This is a genomic window from Nocardioides currus (assembly GCF_003057875.1).
Taxonomy (GTDB): Bacteria; Actinomycetota; Actinomycetes; order Propionibacteriales; family Nocardioidaceae; genus Nocardioides; species Nocardioides currus.
Genome location: NZ_PYXZ01000002.1, coordinates 349,631 through 371,862, shown reverse-complemented (window position 1 = coordinate 371,862; position 22,232 = coordinate 349,631). Strand labels below are relative to the sequence as shown.

The window sequence follows — 22,232 nt, the reverse complement described above, 5'->3', positions numbered from 1 at the left end:
AAGGCACCCGCATGAGCATCGAGATTCCCACCCCGTCCCCCGAGGACAAGTTCTCCTTCGGCCTGTGGACCGTCGGCTGGCAGGGCGTCGACCCGTTCGGCGGCGCGACCCGCCCGCCGATGGACACCGTCCACGCGCTGGAGAAGCTGGCTGAGCTGGGGGCGTACGGCGTCAACTTCCACGACGACGACGTCATCCCCTTCGGCAGCGACGACACCACACGCGACCAGATCATCGCGCGCTTCAAGCAGGGCCTGGAGGACACCGGCCTGGTGGTCACCACCGCCACCACCAACCTCTTCAGCCACCCGGTGTTCAAGGCCGGCGGGTTCACCAACAACAACCGCGACATCCGTCGCTTCGCGCTGCGCAAGGTGATGCGCAACATCGACCTCGCCGCCGAGCTCGGCGCGAAGGTCTACGTCGCGTGGGGTGGGCGCGAGGGAGCCGAGTACGGCGCCTCGCAGGACACGGCCGTCGCGCTGGACCGCATGAAGGAGGCCTTCGACCTCCTCGGCGACTACGTGACCGAGCAGGGCTACGACCTCCGCTTCGCCATCGAGCCCAAGCCCAACGAGCCGCGCGGCGACATCCTGCTGCCGACGATCGGGCACGCGCTGGCCTTCATCAACGAGCTCGAGCGTCCCGAGCTGGTGGGCGTCAACCCGGAGATCGGGCACGAGGAGATGGCCGGCATGAACGCCGCCGCGGGCTACGCCCAGGCGCTGTGGGCCGGCAAGCTCTACCACATCGACCTCAACGGCCAGAACGGCCCGAAGTACGACCAGGACCTGCGCTTCGGCGCCGGCAACGTGCGCGGCGCGTTCTGGATCGTCGACGTGCTGCTCGCCGGCGGCTACGACGGCCCGGTGCACTTCGACTACAAGCCCTCGCGCATCGAGGACGAGGACGGCGTGTGGGTCAGTGCCGCGGCGAACATGCGCAACTACCTCATCCTGCGCGAGAAGGTGAAGGCGTTCCGCGCCGACCCCGAGGTGCAGGAGGCGCTGGCGGCGGCCCGCCTCCCCGAGCTCGCCCAGCCCACCCTCGGCGAGGGCGAGGACTGGAAGCAGCTGCTCGAGTGGCAGCTGCCCGACCCCGAGGCCCTCGCCACGATCGGCGCGGCCACCGAGCACCTCGACCAGCTGGCTCTCGAGCACCTGTACGGCGTCCGCTGACCGTGCCGTCGGCTCCCGCCCACCGGCCCACGGCCGGTACCGAGGGCCTGCGCCGGGAGAACACCGCGTCGGTGCTGCGCGCCCTGCGCCGGCTCGGTCCCGCCACGCGGGCCGAGCTGGCCAAGGACACCGGTCTGGCGAAGGCGACGGTCGGCGTCATCGTCTCCGCGCTGGAGGCCGCCGGTGCCGTGGCGGAGCAGGGCTCCCGACCCGGCGCCCGCGGTCGGCCGGGTCGCCCGGTCGCGCTCCGGGGCGAGCGCTTCCTCGGCCTCGGTCTCGAGCTCAACGTGGACTACGTCGCCGCGGTGGTCCTGGACCTCGCGGGGCGGGTGCACGTCCGCGAGACCCGTCCGGCGAGCTCGGTCGACGACCTGCTCGACCTCGCCCGGTCCGTGTGGGACGGCTGCTCCGGACCGGACCGCGCGCTGGTCGGGGCGACGGTCGCGCTGCCGGCCCTCGTGCGCGCCGACAACCGCACGGTCGCCTGGGCACCGAACCTCGAGGCGCACGGGGACGACATCGCCGCCCGGGTGTCCCAGGTCGTGCCCGCCGGTGACGTGCGGGTGACGAACGACGCCAACTGTGCGGCGTACGCCGAGGCGCACCACGGCGCCGCCCGGGGCGTCAGGCACGCGCTCTACCTCACGGGCACCGTCGGCATCGGAGCCGGGATCCTGCAGGACGGCGAGCTCGTGCGTGGTGGCGCGGGGTTCGCCGGCGAGGTCGGGCACATGCCGGTCGGCGATTCGGCCGCCGTGTGCGGCTGCGGGCGCCGCGGCTGCTGGGAGGCCTCCGTCGGGCTGAAGGCGATGCTGGCCGCGGTCGGCATGCCCGAGCTCGACACCCCGCTCGTCACGGCGGAGGCGGTGGCTGACCGGGCCGCCTCCGACGGGGGCGTGCGCGCAGGACTGGAGCGGGTCGGGCACGACCTCGGGCTCGGCATCGCGATGCTCAGCAGCGTCCTGGACCCGACGGTGATCGTGCTGGGTGGCTACTTCGCGCCGCTGGGCGAGCTCGTGCTGGAGCCCGCGCGCCGCACGCTCGACGAGCGGTTGGCATCGCAGGTGCAGGTCCGCCCCGCGCTCCGGCCCAGCACCCTCGGCATCGAGGCGGCGGCGCTCGGCGCGGCCGAGCAGTGCTTCGACCCGGTCTTCTCCGGCAGCACCGACCTGACAGCGTGAGCCTCGACCCCCCTCAGCCGGCCAACCGTGCCTGCACGTCGTCGAGGGCGGTGCCGAGCGCGGCCACCGGGTCCACGAACAGCGGCTCGAGGGCGATCTCCGCGGCCCCGAGCAGGGCCGAGTCGGCACCGAGGCCCGGGAGGGCGAGCGTCACCGACTCCAGCGGGGCCGGCAGCGCGCGGTCGGCGAGGCCGGCGTTCACCTCGGTCGACACGAGCCGGTAGAGCGAGCGGAAGTAGCCGCCGAGCACCACCAGCTGCGGGTTGAAGGAGTTGACGATGCTGGCGAGCCCCTGCCCGAGGGCGGTGCCCGTCGCGCGCAGCTCCGGGGAGGCCTGGTCGAAGCCGTCGAGCACCTCGTCGAGCTGGGCGACCTTCGCTGCCGGGCATTGGATGGCCTCGGCGATGGCGTGGGCGCCCACCTCGGTCTCCCAGCAGCCCTGGTTGCCGCAGTGGCAGGGTCGGCCGTCCGGGTTGAACCGGAGGTGGCCCACCTCGCCGGCGTACCCCCCGGCTCCCTCGAGCCGGTGTCCCCCGGCGATGACGCCGGCACCGACGCCGACGTTGCCGGAGACGTAGATCAGGTCGTCGACGCCCACCCCGGCCCCGCGGGTGTGCTCGGCCAGGGCGCCGAGGTCGGCGTCGTTGGCGATCGAGACCGGGATGTCGAGGCCGAGCGCGGCCAGCACGATGCCGCCGAACGACACGTCGTGCCACTCGAGGTTGGGCGCGAGCCGCACCAGGCCGTCGCTGCGGCGCACCAGGCCGGGGACGCTGATGCCGATCCCGACCAGCGACGACGACCCGGGCACGTCCTCGACGACGGCCCGGATCAATGCGGCGACCGCGGCCCCGACCTGCCAGGCCTCGCCGTCGCTGCTCACGGGCGCCTGCGCCCGCTGCAGCACCTGCCCGCCGAGGCCGACCCGGGCGACGACCGCGCGGTCCACGCCCAGGTCGACGGCGATGACGTAGGGGCCGTCCTGCGCGATCCGGACCCCGGCCGAGGGGCGCCCGGCTCCCTGCCGGGCGCCCTCGGGCGCGGTGGCCCGCTCGGAGATCCCCAGCGACTCGAGCTCTCCGACGAGACCGGCGATCGTGCTCCGGTTGAGTCCCATCAAGGTGGTGAGCTCGGCGCGGGAGATCTGCCCGGCGCCGTGGACGTGCCGCAGCAGGGTCCCGAGGTTGTGGCGCCGGATGGCTTCCTGGTTGGTGCCCAGGCCCGAGCGCCGTTGAGGGCTCATGCGGTCGACCTAGACACCGGCCGACGAGCGACGACGGCGCGAGATCGCGTCGACGCTGGCGGCGAGGAGCAGCACTCCACCGGTGACGAGCAGGTTGATGTAGCTCGCCTGGTTGAGAAGGCCGAGGCCATTGGGGATCGTGGCGATCACCGCGCCGCCGATGACGGCGTCGATCGCCCGGCCCCGGCCACCGAAGAGGCTGGTGCCGCCGATGACCGCGGCTCCCACGGCGTAGAGCAGCTCGTTGCCGCCACCGGAGCCCGGCGACACCTTGCCCGTGTACGACGCGGCCAGCAGCCCGCTGATCGCGGCCATCGACGAGCAGATCACGAAGGCCATGATGCGGATGCGGCGCACGTTGATGCCGGCACGACGAGCCGCCTCGGCGTTGCCGCCGACGGCGTAGAGGTGGCGTCCGAAGCGGGTCTTGGTGAGCACGAAGGTCCAGAAGAACAACAGGGCGACCACGACCGGCAGCACCCACGGGATGCCGCTGATGTTGAACAGGTTGGGGTTGGGTGCACGGTTGGCGCTGAGCAGGAAGGTCAGGCCGAGGACGATCACGGCGAGCACGCCGATGCGGATCACGACCAGCCCGATGGGCTGGTGGACCAGGCCGCGCGACGACAGCGAGCGGTAGCGCCACAGCGAGAGCCCGGCGAAGCCGACCACGATGAGGATCGCGGCGATCCAGCCGACGCTGATCGGGACGTTCTTGATCGAGAGCCCGCGCAGCACCGGGTCGTTGAAGCGCAGCGACCCGCCGGAGCCGATCAGCTTGAGCGGGACCGCCTGCAGGGCCAGGAAGAACGCCAGGGTCACGACGAACGACGGGATGCCCAGGAACGACACCAGGGCGCCTATCGCGAGCCCGATCACCGCACCGGTGGCGATGCCGGCGAGCGTCGCCAGCACCCAGTTCCAGTCGTAGTCGATCAGCATCAGCGCGATGATCGTGGCCGAGGCACCGCCCGCGACGCCCGCCGACAGGTCGATCTCGCCGAGCAGCAGGACGAAGACGATGCCCATGGCCAGGACGATGATCGAGCCGGCCTGGACGACCAGGTTGGCCATGTTGTAGGTCGTCAGGAAGCGGTCGTTGAGCGAGGCGAAGACCACGACCAGGAAGACGAGGCCGAGGATGGCGGGCAGCGAGCCCATGTCCCCGCCCCGCAGCCGGTTGAGGTAGTCGCGGGCAGAGTCGCCGATGGTGGCGGCCTGCTGGTTGTCGTTGTCGAAGCCGCTCGAGGCGGGGGCCGCCGAGGGCTGGGTGGCTGAGTCAGTGCTCATGAGGTGTCTCCGGTCCTTCTCAGACGGTCGCGGTCGCGGGGTTCTCGGCGATGCCGAGGTTCCCGGAGCGTCCGGCGGTGATGAGCTCGACGACCTGGCCGTGCGTGACTTCCTTGGTGGGGACGTCGGCGGCCACCCGGCCGAGGTAGAGGGCGGTGATCCGGTCGGCGACCTCGAAGACGTCGCCCATGTTGTGGGAGATCAGCACGACGCCGAGGCCGCGGTCGGCGAGCCGCCGGACGAGGTCGAGCACCTGCCGGGTCTGCGCCACACCGAGCGCGGCGGTGGGCTCGTCGAGCAGCACGACCTTGGAGTTCCACAGGACGGCCTTGGCGATCGCCACGGTCTGGCGCTGGCCGCCGGACAGGCTGGCCACGCTCTGGCGCACGGACTTCACGGTGCGCACCGAGAGCGAGGACAGGGTCTCGCGGGCGCGCGTCTCCATGGTGACCTCGTCGAGGCCGAAGCGGGAGGTCTCCTCGCGACCGAGGAACATGTTCTCGACGATGTCGAGGTTGTCGCACAGCGCGAGGTCCTGGTAGACGACCTCGACGCCGAGACCGGCGACGTCGCGCGGGCCGTGGACCTCGACCTGCTGCCCGTCGAAGTAGTAGTCGCCGCTGTCGCGGCCGTAGATGCCGGCGATGATCTTCACCAGCGTGGACTTCCCGGCACCGTTGTCGCCGACGAGGGCGGTGACCTGTCCGGGATAGACGGCGAAGTCGACGTCGTGCAGGACGTGGACGACACCGAAGCTCTTGTTGACGCCGCGCAGCTCGAGCAGCGGTTCCATGGGTCTACTCCGATCAGCAGAATTTGTTGTGCGATAGGACGGAACGACGCCCGGGCCGAGGTGCAGCCCGGGCGTCGTCCACGATGGTGCGATCGATCAGGAGATGCCGGCCTCGGCGCACAGGTCGGCGAACTTGTCGACGCACACGTCGGCGGCCTTCTGGCCACCGTCGTCGATCACGTCACCGACGTTGTCCTTGGTGATGGCCTGCGGCTCGAGCAGGATCGAGGGGACCTCGCTGTCGTCCGAGGAGTCGACCGTGGTGCCGGTGGTCTCGGCGTCCTCGCCGTTGACGAGCGCGATGGCGGTGTCGGCCAGCGCGCCGGCCTCCTGCGTGGCGGACTTGTAGACCGTCATGCACTGCGTGCCCGCGAGGACGTTCTGCAGGCCCTCGACGGTGGCGTCCTGACCGGTGACCGGGACCTTCCCGTCCTGGCCCGCACCCTCGAGGATGCTGATGGCCGCGCCGCCGAGACCGTCGTTGGCCGCGAGCACGCCGTCGACCTTGCCGTCAGCAGCGGTGTAGAGCTGCTGGAAGATCGTGGCGGCCTCCTCGTTGTCCCAGTCCGGGACGGCCTGCTCGCCGACGACCTTGTAGTTGCTCATCTCGTCGAGGACGCTGTGCGCCCCCTCGGCGAAGAGCGTGGCGTTGTTGTCGGTGGGCGAGCCATTGAGGTAGACGATGTTGGCGTCCTTGTCGCCGAGGCAGTCCGCGAGGCCCTGGCCCTGCAGCTCGCCGACGACGGTGTTGTCGAAGGACACGTAGTACTCCGCCGAGCCACCGAGGGTGAGGCGGTCGTAGTCGATGGTGGCCACGCCCTGCGACTTGGCCTTCTCCTGGATCGCGGCACCCGACTCGGAGTCGAGGTTGACGATCGCGAGGACGGTGACGCCGTTGCCGATCATCGTGTCGGCGATCTGCGTCATCTTCTCCGCGTCGCCCTCGGCGTTCTGGATGTCGTACTCGACACCGGCCTCCTTGAAGGCCGCCTCGAGGGCCGGGCGGTCCGCGCTCTCCCAGCGCACCGAGGACTCGGTGTCGGGCAGGATGACGCCGATCTTGCCGGCAGCCTCGCTGCTCCCGCTGTCGCTGCCGCTGCTCGAGTCGTCCGACCCACCGTCGTCACTCCCGCACGCGGTGAGTGCCATGGACAGGCCGAGCAGGGGGAACAGGACCAAACTGTGCTTCCGCTTCACGCGAACCGCCTCCTAGCGATCTCATCACGCACCGCTCGTCTGGACGTCGGGTCAGCGCGCATATGTTGTTCGAGACAACATATGGAGTGACACCCGTCACGTCCAGACGCGCCTCGCCAATGTTGCCGGTTCGTTACCAGATCGGGGAACCGGTCCGGACCGGTCAGCGACCGGGACGCAGGGCGCGGACGAACCCGCCCGAGGCGATCTGCACGCCGCCGACCCACACGTCGGCGACGTCTGCGTCGCCGGCCAGGGCGAAGACCTTGCCCAGCGCCTCGTCGGGCGAGCCCGCGTGCCGGAGCCCGATGTCGAGGGCGGTGCCGGCGGGCGGCCGCAGGCAGATCGCGTCGAAGTCCTTGCCCACCTCGAAGTCGCCGATCACGTCCGAGAGCCCGAGGGCTGCGGCTCCGGCCGACGTGCTCAGGTGGAGCAGGTGCGCCGGCGCGAGCGGGAGCCCGACCGGCCCCAGGAGCCGCTGCACGAAGTAGGCCTGGAGCCCCTCCTTGAACAGCGAGAAGCCGGTCCCGGCCCCGACGTCGCACCCCAGCGCCACGGGCACCCCGGCCGCCACGTGCTCCCGGAGCGGGAAGAGCCCGGAGCCGAGCGCCGAGTTGCTGCTGGGGCAGTGCGCGATCGCCGTACGCCGCGCAGCGAGCACCTCCAGCTCGGCGCCCGTCGGGTGGACGTTGTGCGCCAGCACGGCCCGGGCGTCGAGGAGGCCGTGGTGGTCGTAGGTGTCGCAGTAGTCGGAGCGGTCGGGGAACTGCCCGGCGACGGTGGTGACCTCGGCGGGGTTCTCGTTGACGTGCGAGGTGAAGAACGCGCCGTCGAGGTCGGCCATCACGGCGGCGCAGGCGGCCAGCACCGGGTCGGACGCCGAGAGCGAGAAGCGGGGCGTCACGGCGTAGCGCGCGCGGCCGGTGCCGTGCCAGCGCGACGCCAGCTCCATCGCCTCCGCGTGCGCTCGCTCGGGCGTGGTCAGGAGCGGCTCGGGCAGCATCCGGTCGCTGACGACCAGACCGCTGGTCACCCGCAGACCGAAGCGCGCGGCCTCGGCGAAGAGTGCGTCGACGGCCGAGGCGTAGTGGGAGCCGAAGACCAGCGACGTCGTCGTACCCGCGGCGATCAGGCCGGCCACGAACTCGTTCGCGATCGTCTCGGCGTAGGCGCGCGAGGCGAGGTGCTGCTCCTCGGGCAGGGCGCACTTCTCCAGCCATTCCAGCAGCGGCATGCCCAGCGCGCCGATCACCCGCACCTGCGGGAAGTGGACGTGCGTGTCGACCAGCCCGGGCAGCAGGATGCCGGCCCGCAGGTCGATCACCGCCGCGTCGGGGTGAGCCGGCGCCACGGCGGAGAACGGGCCGCGTGCGGTGATCACGCCGTCGTCGGAGACGACCAGGCCGAGGTCGTCGTCGTAGCGGAAGCCGGGCTCGGTCGCCGCCTCGGTGAACGGATCGTGGGGGGTGTCGTAGGCGCGGGCGCGGTAGAGCAGGGAGGTGCTCATGCGGTCACGCGGGTGCGGAGCAGGTCGGCAGCCACCGACAGCGCGATCACCGCGGGCTCCTTGCCCACGACGGCCAGGTCGCCGATGGGGCTGCGGATCCGGCCGATCGCCTCCTCGTCGTGGCCCTCGACCCGCAGCCCGGTGCGGAACCGCGCCCACTTGGCCGCGGAGCCGATCAGGCCGATGCTGCCGAGGTGGTGGCAGCGCAGCGCGGCGTCGCAGATCGCGAAGTCCTCGGCGTGGTCGTGCGTCATCACCAGCACGTGCGTCCCGCGCGGGACGGCGCCCAGGGCCAGCTCGGGCACCGGCGACCGGTGCACGCGTACGCCGCCGAGCGCGTCGTCGAGGCACGCCAGCCGCTCGGCCGTGAGCTGGGACGACCGCGAGTCGACGAGGTGCAGGTCGAGGTCGTGGCGGGCCAGGATGCGGGCCAGCTCGAGCCCGACGTGGCCGACCCCGAAGATCGCCACGGCGGGCACGACGGGCAGCGGCTCGAGCAGCACGGTCACCTCGCCGCCGCAGCACTGGCGGCCGTGCTCGGTGCGGGCCTTGTCGGTGAGTCCGAGCGTCAGCTGCTTCGGCCCCGAGGCGGCCGACGCCAACAGGCCACGGGCCCGGTCGATCGCCGTCTCCTCGAGGTTGCCGCCGCCGACGCTCCCCCACACGTCGGTCGCCGAGACGACCATCTTGGCGCCCGCGTCGCGCGGCGCGTGGCCACGGACCTCGACGACGGTGACCAGGACGCCGGCGACCCTGTCGCGCCGGAGCCGCTCCACGGCAGAGATCCAGTGCACGTCAGGCTCCCGTGGGGGCGGTGGCCGGCTGCTCGGACGCCGGGTGCAGGGACGGTGCGTCGGGGTCCTTGCGGTCGGGCACGACACCCGGCAGGCCGACCGCGAGGTGGTGCTCGCCGGAGGTGCGCGCCCGCTCCACGGCCCAGAACACGGCCTCAGGGGTGGCGGGCGAGGGCAGGTCGACGCTGATGCCCGGAGGACCGAAGGCCGCGGCTGCCTCGCGGAGAGCTTCACGCACCGAGAAGGCCAGCATCAGGGGCGGTTCGCCGACGGCCTTGGAGCCGTGGACCACCCCGTCCTCGTGGGCGTGCTCGAGCAGCGCGACGTTGAGCTCGTCCGGCAGCTCGCTGAGGCTGGGCAGCTTGTAGGTGCTGGCGGACTGGGTCGTCAGCCGTCCGCGGCCCTTCCCGTCGGACTCGTCCCAGCGCAGGTCCTCCAGCGTCAGCCACCCCATGCCCTGCACGAACCCGCCCTCGACCTGCCCGAGGTCGACCAACGGCGACAGGCTGTCTCCGGCGTCCTGCACGATGTCGACCCGGCGGGTGGTGTAGGTGCCGGTGAACCCGTCGACCTCGACCTCCGCGGCGGCGACGCCGTAGGCGAAGTACTTGAACGGGTGGCCCTGCATCATCGCCGAGTCCCAGTGGATGCCCTCCGTGCGGTAGAAGCCGGCCGCCCACAGCTGCACCCGGCCGAAGTACGCCTCGCGCACGAGCTCGTCCCACGGAAGGCCGCGCCCGGCGTCGACCTCGCGCAGCCGCGCCAGGATCTGGTCGCACGCGTCCTTGACCGCACCACCGTTGAGGTCGGCGCTCGAGCTGGCTGCCGTCGCGGACGTGTTGGGCACCTTGTCCGTCCGGGTCGGCGCGAGGCGCACTCGCTCCATCGGGACGCCGAGGCCGGTCGCCGCCACCTGGAGCATCTTCGTGTGCAACCCCTGGCCCATCTCGGTGCCGCCGTGGTTGATCAGCACGGAGCCGTCCTTGTAGACGTGCACCAGCGCACCGGCCTGGTTGAACGCGGTGAAGTTGAACGAGATCCCGAACTTCAGCGGCGTCACCGCAAGTGCGCGCTTCGCGTGCTCGTGGGCGGCGTTGAAGTCCGCCACCTCGCGACGACGGCGCGCGACGTCACCGGTCTCGAGCACCTGCTCCCACGCGGCGACCACGCGCTCGGGATGGCGGACGACCTGGCCGTACGGAGTCGCCTGCCCGTCGACGTAGAAGTTGCGGCGACGCAGCTCGACCGGGTCGAGGCCGAGGAGCGGGGCGCAGCGGCCGAGGACGTCCTCGATCACCAGCATCCCTTGTGGCCCACCGAACCCACGGAACGCGGTCTGCGAGGTCTTGTGCGTGTGTGCGACCCGTCCGGCGACGCGGACGTGCGGGATCCAGTAGGCGTTGTCGACGTGGCACAGCGCGCGGGCCAGCACCGGCTCGCTGAGGTCGAGGCTCCAGCCGCCGTCGGAGGTGAGCGTCGCTTCGAGCGCGGTGAGCTTGCCGTCGTCGTCGAAGCCGACGCGCCACTGGGCGTGGAATCCGTGGCGTTTGCCGGTCATCGTCATGTCGTGGGTGCGGTCGAGCCGCAGCCGCACGGGGCGACCGGTCAGCGTGGCGCCCAGGGCGGCGACCGCGGCGAAGCCGTGCGGCTGCATCTCCTTGCCGCCGAAGCCGCCGCCCATCCGCAGGCACTGCACGGTGACCTCGTGGGACTGCCGCCCGAGCACGTGCGCCACGATCTCCTGCGTCTCGGTGGGGTGTTGGGTGCTGCTGTGCACGAACACCTGGCCGCCCTCGTCGACCAGCGCGAGCGACGCGTGGGTCTCGAGGTAGAAGTGCTCCTGACCGGCCATCTCGGTCGTGCCGCTGAAGACGTGGGTCGCTCCCGCGAGGCCCAGCTCGACATCGCCGCGCGTGACCACGGGCTGTCCACCCTGGAAGCTCTCGGCCTCGATCGCCTCGGTCAGCGCGACGATCGAGGGCAACGGCTCGTAGTCGACCTCCACGGCGGCAGCGCCGAGCCGGGCGGCCTCGAGGGTCTCGCCGAGCACCCAGCACACCGCGTGCCCGACGAACATGACGATCTCGGGGAACAGCGGCTCGTCGTGCTTGACCCCGGCGTCGTTGGTGCCGGGGACGTCGTCCGCGGTGAGCACCCGCACCACGCCGGGCACCTCGAGCGCGGCCGCGGGGTCGAGCCGCAGCACCCGGGCGTGCGCGTGCGGCGAGCAGACGGGGTGGGCGTGCAGCACGCGGCGGGTGCGGTGCACGAGGTCGTCGGTGTAGAGCGCCTGCCCGGTGACGTGCAGGGCTGCGCTCTCGTGGGGCAGTGCCTCGCCGACGCTCATGCGCCCATCTCCGCCCAGAGCCGGCGCAGCGCGTTGCCCAGCATCGCCGACCGGTAGGCCGCGCTCGCCCGGTGGTCGTCGAGCGGGCTGCCCTCGTCGCGCATCACGAGCGCTGCGGCCTCGATCGTCTCCGAGGTCCAGGGGCGACCCTCCAGCGCCGCCTCCGTGGCGAGCGCGCGGATCGGCGTCGCGGCCACCCCGCCGAGCCCGATGCGCGCCCGGGTCACCACCCCGTCCTCGACGTCGAGGGCGAAGCCGATCGCGACGCTCGAGATGTCGTCGGCGCGGCGCTTGGCGATCTTGTGGAAGGCAGTCAGGCCCGCGAGCGGGCGCGGGATCCGCACCGCCCGGATCAGCTCGCCGGGACGCAGCTCGGTCTCGCGGTAGCCGCTGAACCAGTCCGCCAGCGCCACCTCGCGCTCGCCGTCCGGGGACGCGGCGACGACGCTGGCCTCCAGGGCGAGCAGGGCCGGCGGCAGGTCGCCGATGGGCGATGCGGTGCCGAGGTTGCCGCCGATGGTGGCGCCGTTGCGGATCAGCGGCGACGCGAAGAGCGGCCACACGAGGTCGAGCAGCGGGACGGCCCCGCCGAGTCCCTCCTCGACCTCGCTCAGCGCCAGTCCCGCGCCGATCTCGATCACCTCGCCGGTGCTCAGCGTGCGGAGCTCGGGCACGCGATCGACGTACACGGCGTACGGCGATCGCCGCCCGCGCAGGTTGACCTCGACGCCGAGGTCGGTGGACCCGGCGACGACCGTGGCGTCGGGATGCTCGCGCAGCAGCGTGAGCGCCTCCGCGAGGTCGGCCGGGCGACCGACCGCGGACGGTGCGGAACGCTGCTGCCGCTCGGCCAGCGCGTCACCGGCGGCGGGCGAGCCGAGGGCGAGCGCCGCGTCGCGGATCGGTCGGTAGCCGGTGCAGCGGCACAGGTTGCCGCTCACGGCCTCCACGTCGAACCCGTCGGGCCGGTCGGGCCGGTCGGGGCGGTAGAACTCCGCGGCCATCGAGCACACGAAGCCGGGGGTGCAGTAGCCGCACTGCGACCCGCCGGCCCGGGCCATCTCGGCCTGCACGGGGTGCAGGTGGTCGGGGGTGCCGAGTCCCTCGGACGTCACCACCTCCTGGCCCGCCAGCGCCTCGGCCGGGACCAGGCAGGAGTTGACGGCGGTCCAGCGGCTGCCGTCGCCGGCGGGGCGGCAGACCAGGACGGCGCAGGCGCCGCACTCCCCCTCGGCGCAGCCCTCTTTCGCGCCGGTCAGCTCGATCCCGCGCAGGAAGTCGAGCGCATTGGTGTGGGCGGGCACCCCGGACAGCGCACGCGGCTGCCCGTTGACGGTGATCTGGTGCTCGGGCACGGTCCTCCCCCTCGATCGCACGGTCGTGATCGCATGGTTGTGGGAGTCACGGGTCGCCGGTTGTCCATGCCGAACGACGACCTGCCGTCGCCCATCCTACGTGACGGGGCTCACATCGTCAGGCGCGGATGACGGTTGACGTCCTTGTAGAGCAGGTAGCGGAAGCGGCCCGGCCCGCCGGCGTAGCAGGCCTGCGGGCAGAAGGCGCGCAGCCACATGAAGTCGCCCTCCTGCACCTCGACCCAGTCCTGGTTGAGCAGGTAGACCGCCTTCCCCTCGAGGACGTAGAGCCCGTGCTCCATCACGTGCGTCTCCGGGAACGGGATCGCCCCGCCCGGCTCGAACGTGACGATGTTGACGTGCATGTCGTGGCGGACGTCGAGGGGGTCGACGAAGCGCTGCGTCCCCCAGGCACCGTCGGTGTCGGGCATCGGCTCGATCGCCACGTCGTCCTCGTGGACGACGAAGGCGGCGGGGACCTCGACGCCGTCGACCCGCTCGTAGGCCTTGCGGATCCAGTGGAAGGTCGCCGCCTCGTCGCCGTCGTTGCGCAGCGTCCACGGCGTCCCGGGCGGGACGAAGGCATAGCTCCCGGGCCGGAGTGCGCGCTCGGTGCCGTCGACGGCCAGCGTCGCGGCACCGCCCACGACCAGGAGCACGGCCTCGGCGTCCGGGTCGTCGTCGGGTCGCTGCGACCCTCCTCCGGGCGCGACCTCCGCGACGTACCACGAGAAGGTCTCGGCGAAGCCGGACAGCGGCCGGGCGATCACCCACAGCCGGGTGTCGGTCCAGTGCGGCAGCCGACTGGTGACGATGTCGCTCATGGTGCCGCGGGGCAGCACGGCGTAGGCCTCGGTGAAGACCGCGCGCCCGGACTGCCCGGTGGTCAGGTCGGTCTGCGGCGGCAGCCCGCCGGGAGGGACCCAGTACGTCACGAGATGTCTCCCCTTCGCAGCAGTCGTCCGCGCGGCTCGGCCGACAGGTCGACCGGTCGTCCGCGCAGCCACGTGGACCGCACGGTGCCGGTGAGCGTACGCCCGGCGTAGGCCGAGACCGGGTTCTTGTGGTGCAGCCGGGCCGGGTCGACGACCCAGGTCTCGTCGGGCGCGAACACGCACAGGTCGGCGGCCGCCCCGACCTCGATCCGGCCCTTGCCGACCGCACCGACGCGGCGCGCCGGGGCCTCGGCCATCCACCGCACGACGTCGGTCAGCGGGATCCCGCGCTCGCGCGCGCCCGTCCACACGGCGGGCAGCCCGAGCTGGAGCGAGGCGATCCCGCCCCACGCGTCGGCGAAGTCACCGGTGTCGGCGCGCTTGAGGTCGGCCGTGCACGGGGAGTGGTCGGTGACCACGAGGTCGATGTCGCCGTCGGTCAGCGCGCGCCACAGCGCGTCGCGGTTGGCGCCGCCCCGGATCGGCGGGCAGCACTTCAGCTCGGTGGCACCGTCCGGGATCCCGTCCGCCTCGAAGGTCAGGTAGTGCGGGCAGGTCTCGACCGACACGTCGACGCCGTCGCGGCGGGCGGCGCGCAGCGCGGGCACGGCGGCGGCGGCGCTGAGGTGGACGACGTGGGCGCGGCCGCCCGTCGCGCGGGCCGTGTCGAGGACCAGGTCGATGGCGCGCTGCTCCGCGACGTCCGGACGGCTGGCGAGGAAACCGTCGTACGCCGCACCGTGCACGCACTCCGCGATCTCGGCGCCGTCCTCGGCGTGGACGATCATCAGCGCATCCAGCCGCGCGGTCTCGGCCATGGCGGTCGCGAAGTCGGGGGCGGTCAGGTGGGGGAACTCCTCGACGCCCGAGTCGAGCAGGAAGCACTTGAACCCGAACACGCCGGCGTCGTGCAGGCCGGCGAGGTCGGAGGTGTTGCCCGGGACCGCGCCACCCCAGAAGCCGACGTCGACCCACGCCTGGTCCCGCGCCACGGTCCGCTTCTCCTCCAGCGCGGCGACCGTGGTGGTCGGCGGGATGCTGTTGAGCGGCATGTCGACGATCGTGGTCACGCCGCCGGCGGCCGCCGCGCGCGTCGCGCTCGCGAACCCCTCCCACTCGGTGCGACCCGGCTCGTTGACGTGGACGTGGGTGTCCACCAGGCCGGGGAGCAGCACCTCGTCGTCGGCCAGCACCACCTCGGCGGCGCCGTCGGCCTGCGCGTCGACCGGGCCGATCTCGACGACCACCCCGTCGCGGACCCGGACGGACGCCGGACGCTCCACCCCCGCCACGACCGCGCGACCGGCACGGAGCAGGACCTCAGCTGCCACGGTAGGTGGAGTAGCCGAAGGGGCTGAGCAGCAGCGGCACGTGGTAGTGGTCGTCGTCGCCGACGACGAAGGCCACGACCACCTCGGGGTAGAACGGCGAGTGCGCCGCGGTCGTGAATCGGAGCCGGTGCACGCCGGGCGCCAGGTCCTCCCCGAGGGCACCGACGCGTCCGTCGGCGTCGGTGGTGCCGGAGGCGAGGACCGCGCCGTCGGCGGACTCGAGGACGACGTCGACGCCGGCGGCCGGGCGGCCGGCGGCGGTGTCGAGGACGTGGGTGCTCAGCGTGGCCATCAGGACAGCGCCTCCCTCATGCGCAGGACGGCGATCTGGGTCAGCTGGTCGACGGTCGCGGCCCGCTCCTGCTCGTCGGTGTTCTCCAGCCGGCGCGCGAGGTGCTCGAGGACGTCCTCGCCGCTGCGACCGGCGGCCCGGACGATGAACACGCGCCCGAAGCGCTCCTCGTAGGCGCGATTGCCCTCCGCCAGCAGGCGGGCCAGGTCGGCGTCGGCGGCGTCCACGCCCGCCTGCTCCCGGCTGGAGTGCGCCGCGTCGTGCTGGGCGGCGTCGGCCCGCTCGCCGATCCGCGGGTGCCGGGCCAGCGCCCGCTCGAGCTCGTCGTCGGTGATCGACGCGGAGGCGGCGACCATCGCCGCCTCCATGGCGCCGAGGTCGGCGTACGGTCCGCCCGCCGCCACCTCGTCGGCCCAGCGCGGCACGTCCAGGGCGACCAGCAGCTGCTCACGGGTCGGGTCCATCAGTCGTCCTCGCGCGTCACGGTCGCCTCGATCAGGCCGTAGGGGCGGTCGGCCGCGATGAACACCTCACCGGGGTTGTCCAGCCCGAAGGGTGCGAGGTCGACGAGGAAGTGGTGCTTGTTGGGGGCGGCGAACGAGATCTCCGCGACCTCGGCGTGCGCCTCGAGGACGGCCCGGCCCATCGCGTAGAGCGTCTCCTGGAGCGCGCGGCTGTACGTCGTCGCGAACGTCGCCAGCAGCAGCGACCGCACCGCGTCGTACGTCGCGTTCCAGTCGATCCCGTCCGTGCTCGCGTAGCGCCACCCCGCGCGCAGCGCCGTCGCCAGGATGCGGTCGTCGGCGTCGGGCAGGGTCGTGTAGTCGTCGCGGAGGAAGCCCTTGAACTCCGAGCCGGTGGACTTCAGCACGACCAGGTCGTGGAGGCCGGACTCGACGACCGCGCCCTGCGGGGTGACGTCGACGCTGGTGGTGCGGACCTCGCCACCGCGGCGTACGAACGCGTGGTCGTGCCCGGCGCCGTCGACCGGGATGCGGTCCCAGGCGAACTCCTCGACGGTGACCGCCGCTCCGGTGGCGGCGGGGGTCGCCTCGAGGAGGCGGCGTCCCAGCGCGAGGGCGTAGTCCTCGGGCGACGACACCCCGTGTCGCTTGGCGAAGGCGAAGGCGGTGTTCTTCTGGGTGTCGGTCGGCAGCACCTGCGACTGGTCGCCGTCGGTGTGCGCAGCGGCGAAGTCCCCGCGCAGCGCGGACGACACGTTGAGGTCGCGGATCTCGTGGCGCGGCGAGTCGCGCACGATCCGCACCACCCTCGACTCGGCCTTGCCGTAGCGGTTGGGTCCCAGCACGATGCCCATGCCTCAGCCTCCCTCTCTCGTGACGATGTCGGCGCCGCGGTGCGCCAGCCCGGCGAGGCGCGCCACGTCGAGTCCGGTGCCCTCGACGACCTCCGCGGGCGACAAGGCGCCGCAGTCGAGGCCGCGCAGCAGGTGGTCGGCCAGTGCCCGAGCGGTCGCCGGCTCGTCGAGGACGCCCGACTCCCGCCGCTCGACGTAGGTCCGCAGGCGGGCCGCGGCGGCGGGAAGTCCGTCGCGGTAGAACCCGAACGTCGCCGCGAAGCGGGTCGGCAGCTGTGCCGGGTGCAGGTCCCAGCCCTGGTAGTAGCCGCGGGCGAGCGAGCGGCGCACGAGGCGGAGGTGGTTGGCCCACGCGGCCCGTACCTCGTCCGCCGAGCCGACGGGCAGCACGTTGGTGGAGCCGTCCGAGAGCCGCACGCCGGTGCCGGCGGCCGCGGCCTGCATGATCGCCTTCGCGTGGTCGGCCACCGGGTGCTCGAGGCTCTGCTCGGAGGCGGCGATGCCGCAGAAGGCGGAGTAGTCGTAGGTGCCGTAGTGCAGACCGGTGCAGCGACCGGCGGACGCGTGCACCATTCGCGCGACCAGCGCGGTGCCGTCGGGACCGAGGATCGACTGCGGCGTCTCGACCTGGATCTCGAAGCGCAGCGCACCGCCCTCGAGGCCCAGGCCCTGCTCGAGCCGGTCGGCCGCGTGCACGAGCGCCTCGACCTGCTCGACCGCCGTCACCTTGGGCAGCGTGACGACGAACCCGGTCGGCAGCGGCCCGTCCTCGACGAGCGCGGCCAGGAACAGCGCCAGCGTGCGGAGCCCGCGGGCCCGGGTCGGTGCCTCGAAGCCCTTGAACCTGATCCCTGAGCCGGGCGGGTGGACGCCGTCGCCGACCGCGGCCCGCAGCTGGGCCGCCGCCTGTCGCGCGTCGCGGTCCTCCTCGTCGTCGCCGCGGTGGCCGTAGCCGTCCTCGAAGTCGATCCGGAGGTCCTCGACGGGCTCGCGGGCGAGCTTGTCGCGCACCCGGTCCAGCAGCGCCCGGTCGCCGTCGAGCAGGTCGAGCAGGACGTCCTCGTGGTCCGTGACGGACTGGAGCGCAGCGGCACCGTGCTCGCGGACCAGGCCGGCGTGGAAGCGGTCGGCGGGGACGTAGACCGTGTGTACGGGCTGACGTCCGGGCCGCTCGCCCGGGTAGTGCGCGGCGAGCGCGGCGTCGACCTCGACCAGCCGTCGGTCGAGCTCCGCAGCCACCTCGCCGACCAGGTCGTCGAGGCGCTCGGGGCTGTCCATGTCAGGACACTAGTGCGCCGGCGGTCGCTTCCGCTGCGGCCCGGGACGCGTCGGGTCGTCGTCGGGCGCCTCGACGTGCTCGGGGACGACGATCGGCTTGAGGCGCGCCCACCCGATGAAGACGACGGCGACGACGATCAGCGCCAGCCCGGTCCACAGGTTGGCGTTCACCCCGCCCGTCTTCTCCGGCTCGTGCTCGCCGAACAGGCCGGCGAGCGCCAGGATGACGCCGTACACCCCCATCAGGGCACCGATGATGTTGCGGATGTCGAAGACACCGGCGGCGTGCTTGTCGGAGCTGGTCGATGACATGGTGGCTCCTCTCAGAAGGCGAAGTTGAGGACGATGACCATCGCGAGGGCGATGCCGGCGAGCGGCACCGTCCTGCGCCACCACGGCAGCGAGGCCTCGTCGGGATCGGTGCGGTCCTCACGGGGTGTCTCGGAGTAGACGAGACCCTTGAGCTCGGAGGCCGGCTTGGGCTTCGTGACCAGGGAGACCGCCACGCTGAGCACGATGTCGACGACGAAGGCCGTCGACGCGGCCAGGAACGCCGCGCCCTGCCCGGGCAGGTCGATCACCCCGGCGGCGGCGAGCCGGTCGACGGCGATCGCGGACAGCGTGCCGGCCACCAGGCCGACCCAGCCTGCGGTCGGCGTCATCCGCTTCCAGAACATGCCGAGGATGAACGTCGCGAACAGGGGCGCGTTGAAGAACCCGAACAACGTCTGGAGGTAGTTCATGACGTTGTCGTAGCCCATGGCGATCTGGGCGGTGAAGATCGCGATGACGGTCGCGGCGACGGTCGCGAGGCGGCCGATCCGCAGGTAGTAGTCGTCGGTGTGGTCCTTGCGGATGTAGCGCTGCCACAGGTCGTAGGAGAAGACCGTGTTGAAGGCCGAGATGTTGGCCGCCATGCCGGCCATGAAGGCGGCGAGGAGGCCGGCGATCGCCAGCCCCAGCAACCCGTTGGGCAGCACGTCGCGCATCAGCAGGAGCAGCGCGTCGTTGTAGGCGACCCCGTCGCCCGACGCACCGCCGGCCGGCGAGCCGCCGTTCTTCAGGTCCACCATCTCGGTGACGAGGACGGCCGAGATCATGCCGGGCACGATCACGATGAAGGGGATGAACATCTTCGGGAACGCGCCGATGATCGGCGTCTTGCGCGCCGCCGAGATCGAGTCGGAGGCCATCGCGCGCTGCACCTCGACGAAGTTGGTCGTCCAGTAGCCGAAGGACAGCACGAAGCCGAGCCCGAAGACGATGCCGATGACCGACAGCAACGAGGAGTCGAAGCCGGCCAGCGCCTGCCCGGGCCACGAGTTGAGCTGCTGGGCGGCGGGTGCCACGCCCCCGTCGGCCGGCGCCTGCTCGGCGGCGGCGGTGATCTTGTCGGTCAGCCCGCCCCAACCACCGACCCGGTGCAGGCCGATCAGGGTGAGCGGGAGCAGCGACGCCACGATCACGAAGAACTGCAGGACCTCGTTGTAGATCGCCGCGCTGAGCCCGCCGAGGGTGATGTAGGAGAGCACGATCGCGCCGGCCACGATCAGCGCGACCCAGATCGGCCAGCCGAGCAGCGCGTGCACGATGCCGGCCAGCAGCGCGAGGTTGACGCCCGCGATCAGCAGCTGGGCGACGGCGAAGCTGATGGCGTTGACCAGGTGGGCACCGGTGCCGAAGCGGCGGAACATGAACTCCGGCACGGAGCGCACCTTCGAGCCGTAGTAGAACGGCATCATCACGACACCGAGGAACAGCATCGCCGGCACCGCGCCGACCCAGAAGTAGTGCACGGTCGGCAGCCCGATCTCCGCCCCGTTGGCCGACATCCCCATGATCTCGACCGCGCCGAGGTTGGCCGAGATGAACGCCAGGCCCGTCACCCAAGCCGGCAGCGAGCGGCCCGAGAGGAAGAAGTCGATCGAGTCCGACACCGACCGTCGGGCCATGACCCCGATGCCGAGCACGAAGCCGAAGTAGATGGCGACGAGCAGGTAGTCGAGCCAAGAGGCGTCGATGAGGGTGTCCGACGACATGTGTCTGCCTTCCGAGACTGGGGTTGGGCCACCGGCCAACCTAGACCTGCCTCCTCACCTCCGGCACCCCCCGTCGGACGATCCGGGAAAAGTTGAAAGTTCGTGCAACCGCTGGCGGCCCTCTGTACGAATTACTGATGTGGACCACGGAGAGGCACTGGGCGCACGACTGGCCCAGCACGACGAGGCAGCTCTGGAGGACGTCTACGCCCTCTACGGCCCGAGCGTGCTGTCCTTCCTCCAGCGCCACGTCGGCCCCGACGAGGCGGAGGACGTCCTGCAACGGACCTTCTTCGACGTGTGGCGCCACGCGGCCCGCTATGACAGCACGCAGCGCTTCTCCACCTGGCTCTTCACCATTGCCCACCGGCGGGCCGTGGACACGCTGCGGGCGCGTCGCCACCCGGTCGTCGACGTCGCGTCGCTGCGCGACCTCGTCGGGGAGGACGGTCGTGACACGGTCTCGCAGCTGGCCGACGCCGCGGACGTCCAGGCGGCCCTGCGCGAGCTGCCTGAGCACGAGCGCGAGGTCCTCCTGCTCGCCTACTACGACGGACTGACCCAGCGCGAGATCGCCGAGCGTCTGGCCGTCCCGATCGGGACGGTCAAGGCCCGCGCCGCGCGCGGCACCAAGCACCTGGCGGGTGCCATGCGAGAGACAGGAGGTGTCCGATGACGGCGCCGACCGACCACCCGGACCTGCTCGCGCTGCTGCGCGGCGAGCTCACCAACCGCGAGATCCTCGAGGCGTCCGACCACCTCGACGAGTGCGAGGAGTGTCGCCGCGAGCTGACCCCGACCATCACCGGGCACGCGCTCATCACCAGCAGCGCGCGCACGCTCGCCCCCGAGTCCCCCAGGCCCGTGCCGGTCGAGCAGGATCGCGCCCTGCCGGCACTGCCCCCGCTGCGCGAGATGCCGCCGATGGCGCGCACGCGGAACCGGATCGCTGCCGGACTGGCTGCGGCAGCGGTCGTGGCCGCCGCCTGGACGGGCGGCTACGTCGTGGCCGACCGTCCGGGCGAGCGGCCGCCGGTCGCCGTCCCCCCGACCAGCGACACCCCCGCGCCGACGCCGACCGGGACCACCGTCTCGGCGGTCCTGACGCCGGTGGAGGGCACTGCGGGGGGCACTGTGCGCATGACCGAGCACGGCGACACGGCCGAGATGACGATCGAGACCGACCACCTGCGCCCGGCCCGCCGCGGCGAGTTCTACTACGCCTGGCTGCTCGACCCCGAGACCAACAAGATGCTGCCGCTCGGCCAGGTCGGTCCCGGCGGCACCGCCTCCTTCGAGGTCACTCCCGCCCTGCTCGCGGCCTACTCGGCCGTCGACGTGAGCCTCGAGTCCGACGACGGCGACCCGGGCCACTCGCCCCGCTCCGTCCTCCGCGCTGTCTACGCATGAAACCCACCCCCTAGGAAAGGAACACCCATGAAGAAGGCACTCATCAGCTCCGTGGCCGCCCTGGCCGTGTCGGCGACGACCCTGGCCGCGGCGCCCGCACAGGCCTCCCAGCAGGCCGAGCGAGCCGGGACGACCAGCCTCGCCGAGGTGCTCGCCTCCGACGGGAGCAAGTTCGACAAGAACTGGAAGGACTTCGACATCCTCGAGGCCGCCGTGACCGCGGTGCTGGCCAACGACAAGAAGTCGCCGGTGGCCGTGCTCGCCGACGGGAAGACGAAGCTCACCGCCTTCGCGCCCACGGACAAGGCGTTCAAGCTCCTCGCGCAGGACCTGAGCGGGAAGAAGTTCAGCAGCGAGAAGAAGGTCACCACCTGGCTGGCCAAGAACGCCGGCATCGACACCATCGAGACCGTGCTGCTCTACCACGTGGTGGCGGGCAAGACGCTCGACTCCTCCAAGGTCGTGGCCGCCGACGGCGCCGCGATCAAGACCGCGCAGGGTGGCACCGTGACCGTCAAGGTGTCCGGCTCCGGCAAGAACACGTCGGTGACGCTGGTCGACCAGGACCCCGACTCCAAGGACCCGAAGGTCATCGCGCTGGACATCAACAAGGGCAACCGCCAGATCGCGCACGGCATCGACCGCGTGCTGCGTCCGCTGGACCTCTGAGTTCACCGCAGCACCCTCAGCCAGGCCCCCGGGACGCCCCACCCGGGGGCCTGGCGCTGTGCCGGGGCCCTCAGG

The 22,232-nt window shown here is 72.2% G+C and carries 21 protein-coding genes; 5 read left to right on the top strand and 16 right to left on the bottom strand.

The genetic code is table 11. From position 1 onward, the window contains the following. The first annotated feature begins 11 nt into the window (after positions 1 to 11). Both xylA and C7S10_RS06860 read left to right on the top strand, forming a co-directional pair. Positions 12 to 1,178, top strand: a complete 1,167-nt coding sequence (gene xylA, locus C7S10_RS06865) for a xylose isomerase (protein ID WP_108343665.1) — start codon at positions 12 to 14, stop codon at positions 1,176 to 1,178. Between the two features lie 2 nt (positions 1,179 to 1,180). Further along, positions 1,181 to 2,359 carry an ROK family transcriptional regulator gene (locus tag C7S10_RS06860; protein ID WP_165807072.1) on the top strand — a complete coding sequence of 393 codons (1,179 nt, stop codon included), beginning with the start codon at positions 1,181 to 1,183 and terminating at the stop codon, positions 2,357 to 2,359. Positions 2,360 to 2,372: 13 nt separating this feature from the next. Here the strand turns inward: C7S10_RS06860 and C7S10_RS06855 are convergent, their stop codons facing one another. From C7S10_RS06855 to C7S10_RS06780, 16 genes are all read right to left on the bottom strand, one after another. Continuing rightward, positions 2,373 to 3,602 carry an ROK family transcriptional regulator gene (locus tag C7S10_RS06855; RefSeq protein WP_108343663.1) on the bottom strand — a complete coding sequence of 410 codons (1,230 nt, stop codon included), beginning with the start codon at positions 3,600 to 3,602 and terminating at the stop codon, positions 2,373 to 2,375. 9 nt (positions 3,603 to 3,611) lie between these two features. Continuing rightward, positions 3,612 to 4,892 (bottom strand): sugar ABC transporter permease, encoded by a 1,281-nt coding sequence (locus tag C7S10_RS06850; protein ID WP_108343662.1) that lies wholly within the window; start codon positions 4,890 to 4,892, stop codon positions 3,612 to 3,614. A gap of 19 nt (positions 4,893 to 4,911) precedes the next feature. Next, positions 4,912 to 5,685 carry an ATP-binding cassette domain-containing protein gene (locus tag C7S10_RS06845; protein ID WP_108343661.1) on the bottom strand — a complete coding sequence of 258 codons (774 nt, stop codon included), beginning with the start codon at positions 5,683 to 5,685 and terminating at the stop codon, positions 4,912 to 4,914. Between the two features lie 96 nt (positions 5,686 to 5,781). Continuing rightward, positions 5,782 to 6,882 (bottom strand): sugar ABC transporter substrate-binding protein, encoded by a 1,101-nt coding sequence (locus C7S10_RS06840; RefSeq protein ID WP_108343660.1) that lies wholly within the window; start codon positions 6,880 to 6,882, stop codon positions 5,782 to 5,784. A 163-nt stretch (positions 6,883 to 7,045) separates the two neighbouring features. After that, complete coding sequence (locus C7S10_RS06835) at positions 7,046 to 8,389, bottom strand: guanine deaminase (protein ID WP_108343659.1); 1,344 nt, start codon at positions 8,387 to 8,389, stop codon at positions 7,046 to 7,048. Continuing rightward, the gene (xdhC, locus tag C7S10_RS06830; RefSeq protein WP_108343658.1) at positions 8,386 to 9,183 is read right to left on the bottom strand and encodes a xanthine dehydrogenase accessory protein XdhC; all 798 of its coding nucleotides are present in this window, start codon (positions 9,181 to 9,183) and stop codon (positions 8,386 to 8,388) included. Before xdhC ends, C7S10_RS06835 begins: the two co-directional genes overlap by 4 nt. A 1-nt stretch (position 9,184) precedes the next feature. Continuing rightward, on the bottom strand, positions 9,185 to 11,530 hold the full coding sequence (locus tag C7S10_RS06825; protein ID WP_108343657.1) for a xanthine dehydrogenase molybdopterin binding subunit: 2,346 nt from the start codon (positions 11,528 to 11,530) through the stop codon (positions 9,185 to 9,187). Continuing rightward, positions 11,527 to 12,885, bottom strand: a complete 1,359-nt coding sequence (locus C7S10_RS06820) for a xanthine dehydrogenase small subunit (RefSeq protein WP_108343656.1) — start codon at positions 12,883 to 12,885, stop codon at positions 11,527 to 11,529. The genes C7S10_RS06825 and C7S10_RS06820 overlap by 4 nt, the downstream gene beginning before the upstream one ends. Positions 12,886 to 12,995: 110 nt before the next feature. Beyond that, entirely contained in the window at positions 12,996 to 13,820 is an 825-nt protein-coding gene (locus C7S10_RS06815) for a bifunctional allantoicase/(S)-ureidoglycine aminohydrolase (RefSeq protein ID WP_108343655.1), read from the bottom strand. After that, the gene (allB, locus tag C7S10_RS06810; RefSeq protein WP_108343654.1) at positions 13,817 to 15,151 is read right to left on the bottom strand and encodes an allantoinase AllB; all 1,335 of its coding nucleotides are present in this window, start codon (positions 15,149 to 15,151) and stop codon (positions 13,817 to 13,819) included. The genes C7S10_RS06815 and allB overlap by 4 nt, the downstream gene beginning before the upstream one ends. Further along, entirely contained in the window at positions 15,141 to 15,443 is a 303-nt protein-coding gene (gene uraH, locus C7S10_RS06805) for a hydroxyisourate hydrolase (RefSeq protein WP_108343653.1), read from the bottom strand. Before uraH ends, allB begins: the two co-directional genes overlap by 11 nt. Further along, a complete protein-coding gene (uraD, locus tag C7S10_RS06800) occupies positions 15,443 to 15,907 on the bottom strand; it encodes a 2-oxo-4-hydroxy-4-carboxy-5-ureidoimidazoline decarboxylase (RefSeq protein WP_108343652.1) in 465 nt (154 codons plus the stop codon). Before uraD ends, uraH begins: the two co-directional genes overlap by 1 nt. Then, on the bottom strand, positions 15,907 to 16,761 hold the full coding sequence (gene pucL / locus C7S10_RS06795; protein WP_108343651.1) for a factor-independent urate hydroxylase: 855 nt from the start codon (positions 16,759 to 16,761) through the stop codon (positions 15,907 to 15,909). The genes uraD and pucL overlap by 1 nt, the downstream gene beginning before the upstream one ends. Positions 16,762 to 16,764: 3 nt before the next feature. Then, positions 16,765 to 18,039: a DUF6986 family protein gene (locus C7S10_RS06790; RefSeq protein ID WP_108343650.1), complete on the bottom strand. Its 1,275-nt coding sequence runs from the start codon at positions 18,037 to 18,039 to the stop codon at positions 16,765 to 16,767. Between the two features lie 9 nt (positions 18,040 to 18,048). After that, on the bottom strand, positions 18,049 to 18,351 hold the full coding sequence (locus C7S10_RS06785) for a hypothetical protein (RefSeq protein ID WP_108343649.1): 303 nt from the start codon (positions 18,349 to 18,351) through the stop codon (positions 18,049 to 18,051). Between the two features lie 11 nt (positions 18,352 to 18,362). Further along, entirely contained in the window at positions 18,363 to 20,078 is a 1,716-nt protein-coding gene (locus C7S10_RS06780) for a sodium:solute symporter family protein (protein WP_108343648.1), read from the bottom strand. Positions 20,079 to 20,217: 139 nt separating this feature from the next. On the opposite strand from C7S10_RS06780, the gene C7S10_RS06775 reads away from it, so the two are divergent. From C7S10_RS06775 to C7S10_RS06765, 3 genes are read left to right on the top strand one after another with little or no spacing between them, the layout of a single operon-like run. Further along, positions 20,218 to 20,754: an RNA polymerase sigma factor gene (locus C7S10_RS06775; RefSeq protein WP_207769263.1), complete on the top strand. Its 537-nt coding sequence runs from the start codon at positions 20,218 to 20,220 to the stop codon at positions 20,752 to 20,754. Further along, positions 20,751 to 21,488: an anti-sigma factor gene (locus tag C7S10_RS06770; RefSeq protein WP_108343646.1), complete on the top strand. Its 738-nt coding sequence runs from the start codon at positions 20,751 to 20,753 to the stop codon at positions 21,486 to 21,488. Before C7S10_RS06775 ends, C7S10_RS06770 begins: the two co-directional genes overlap by 4 nt. Before the next feature lie 27 nt (positions 21,489 to 21,515). Continuing rightward, positions 21,516 to 22,157, top strand: coding sequence for a fasciclin domain-containing protein (locus tag C7S10_RS06765; RefSeq protein ID WP_108343645.1), 642 nt, complete (start codon positions 21,516 to 21,518; stop codon positions 22,155 to 22,157). Positions 22,158 to 22,232: the final 75 nt, after the last annotated feature.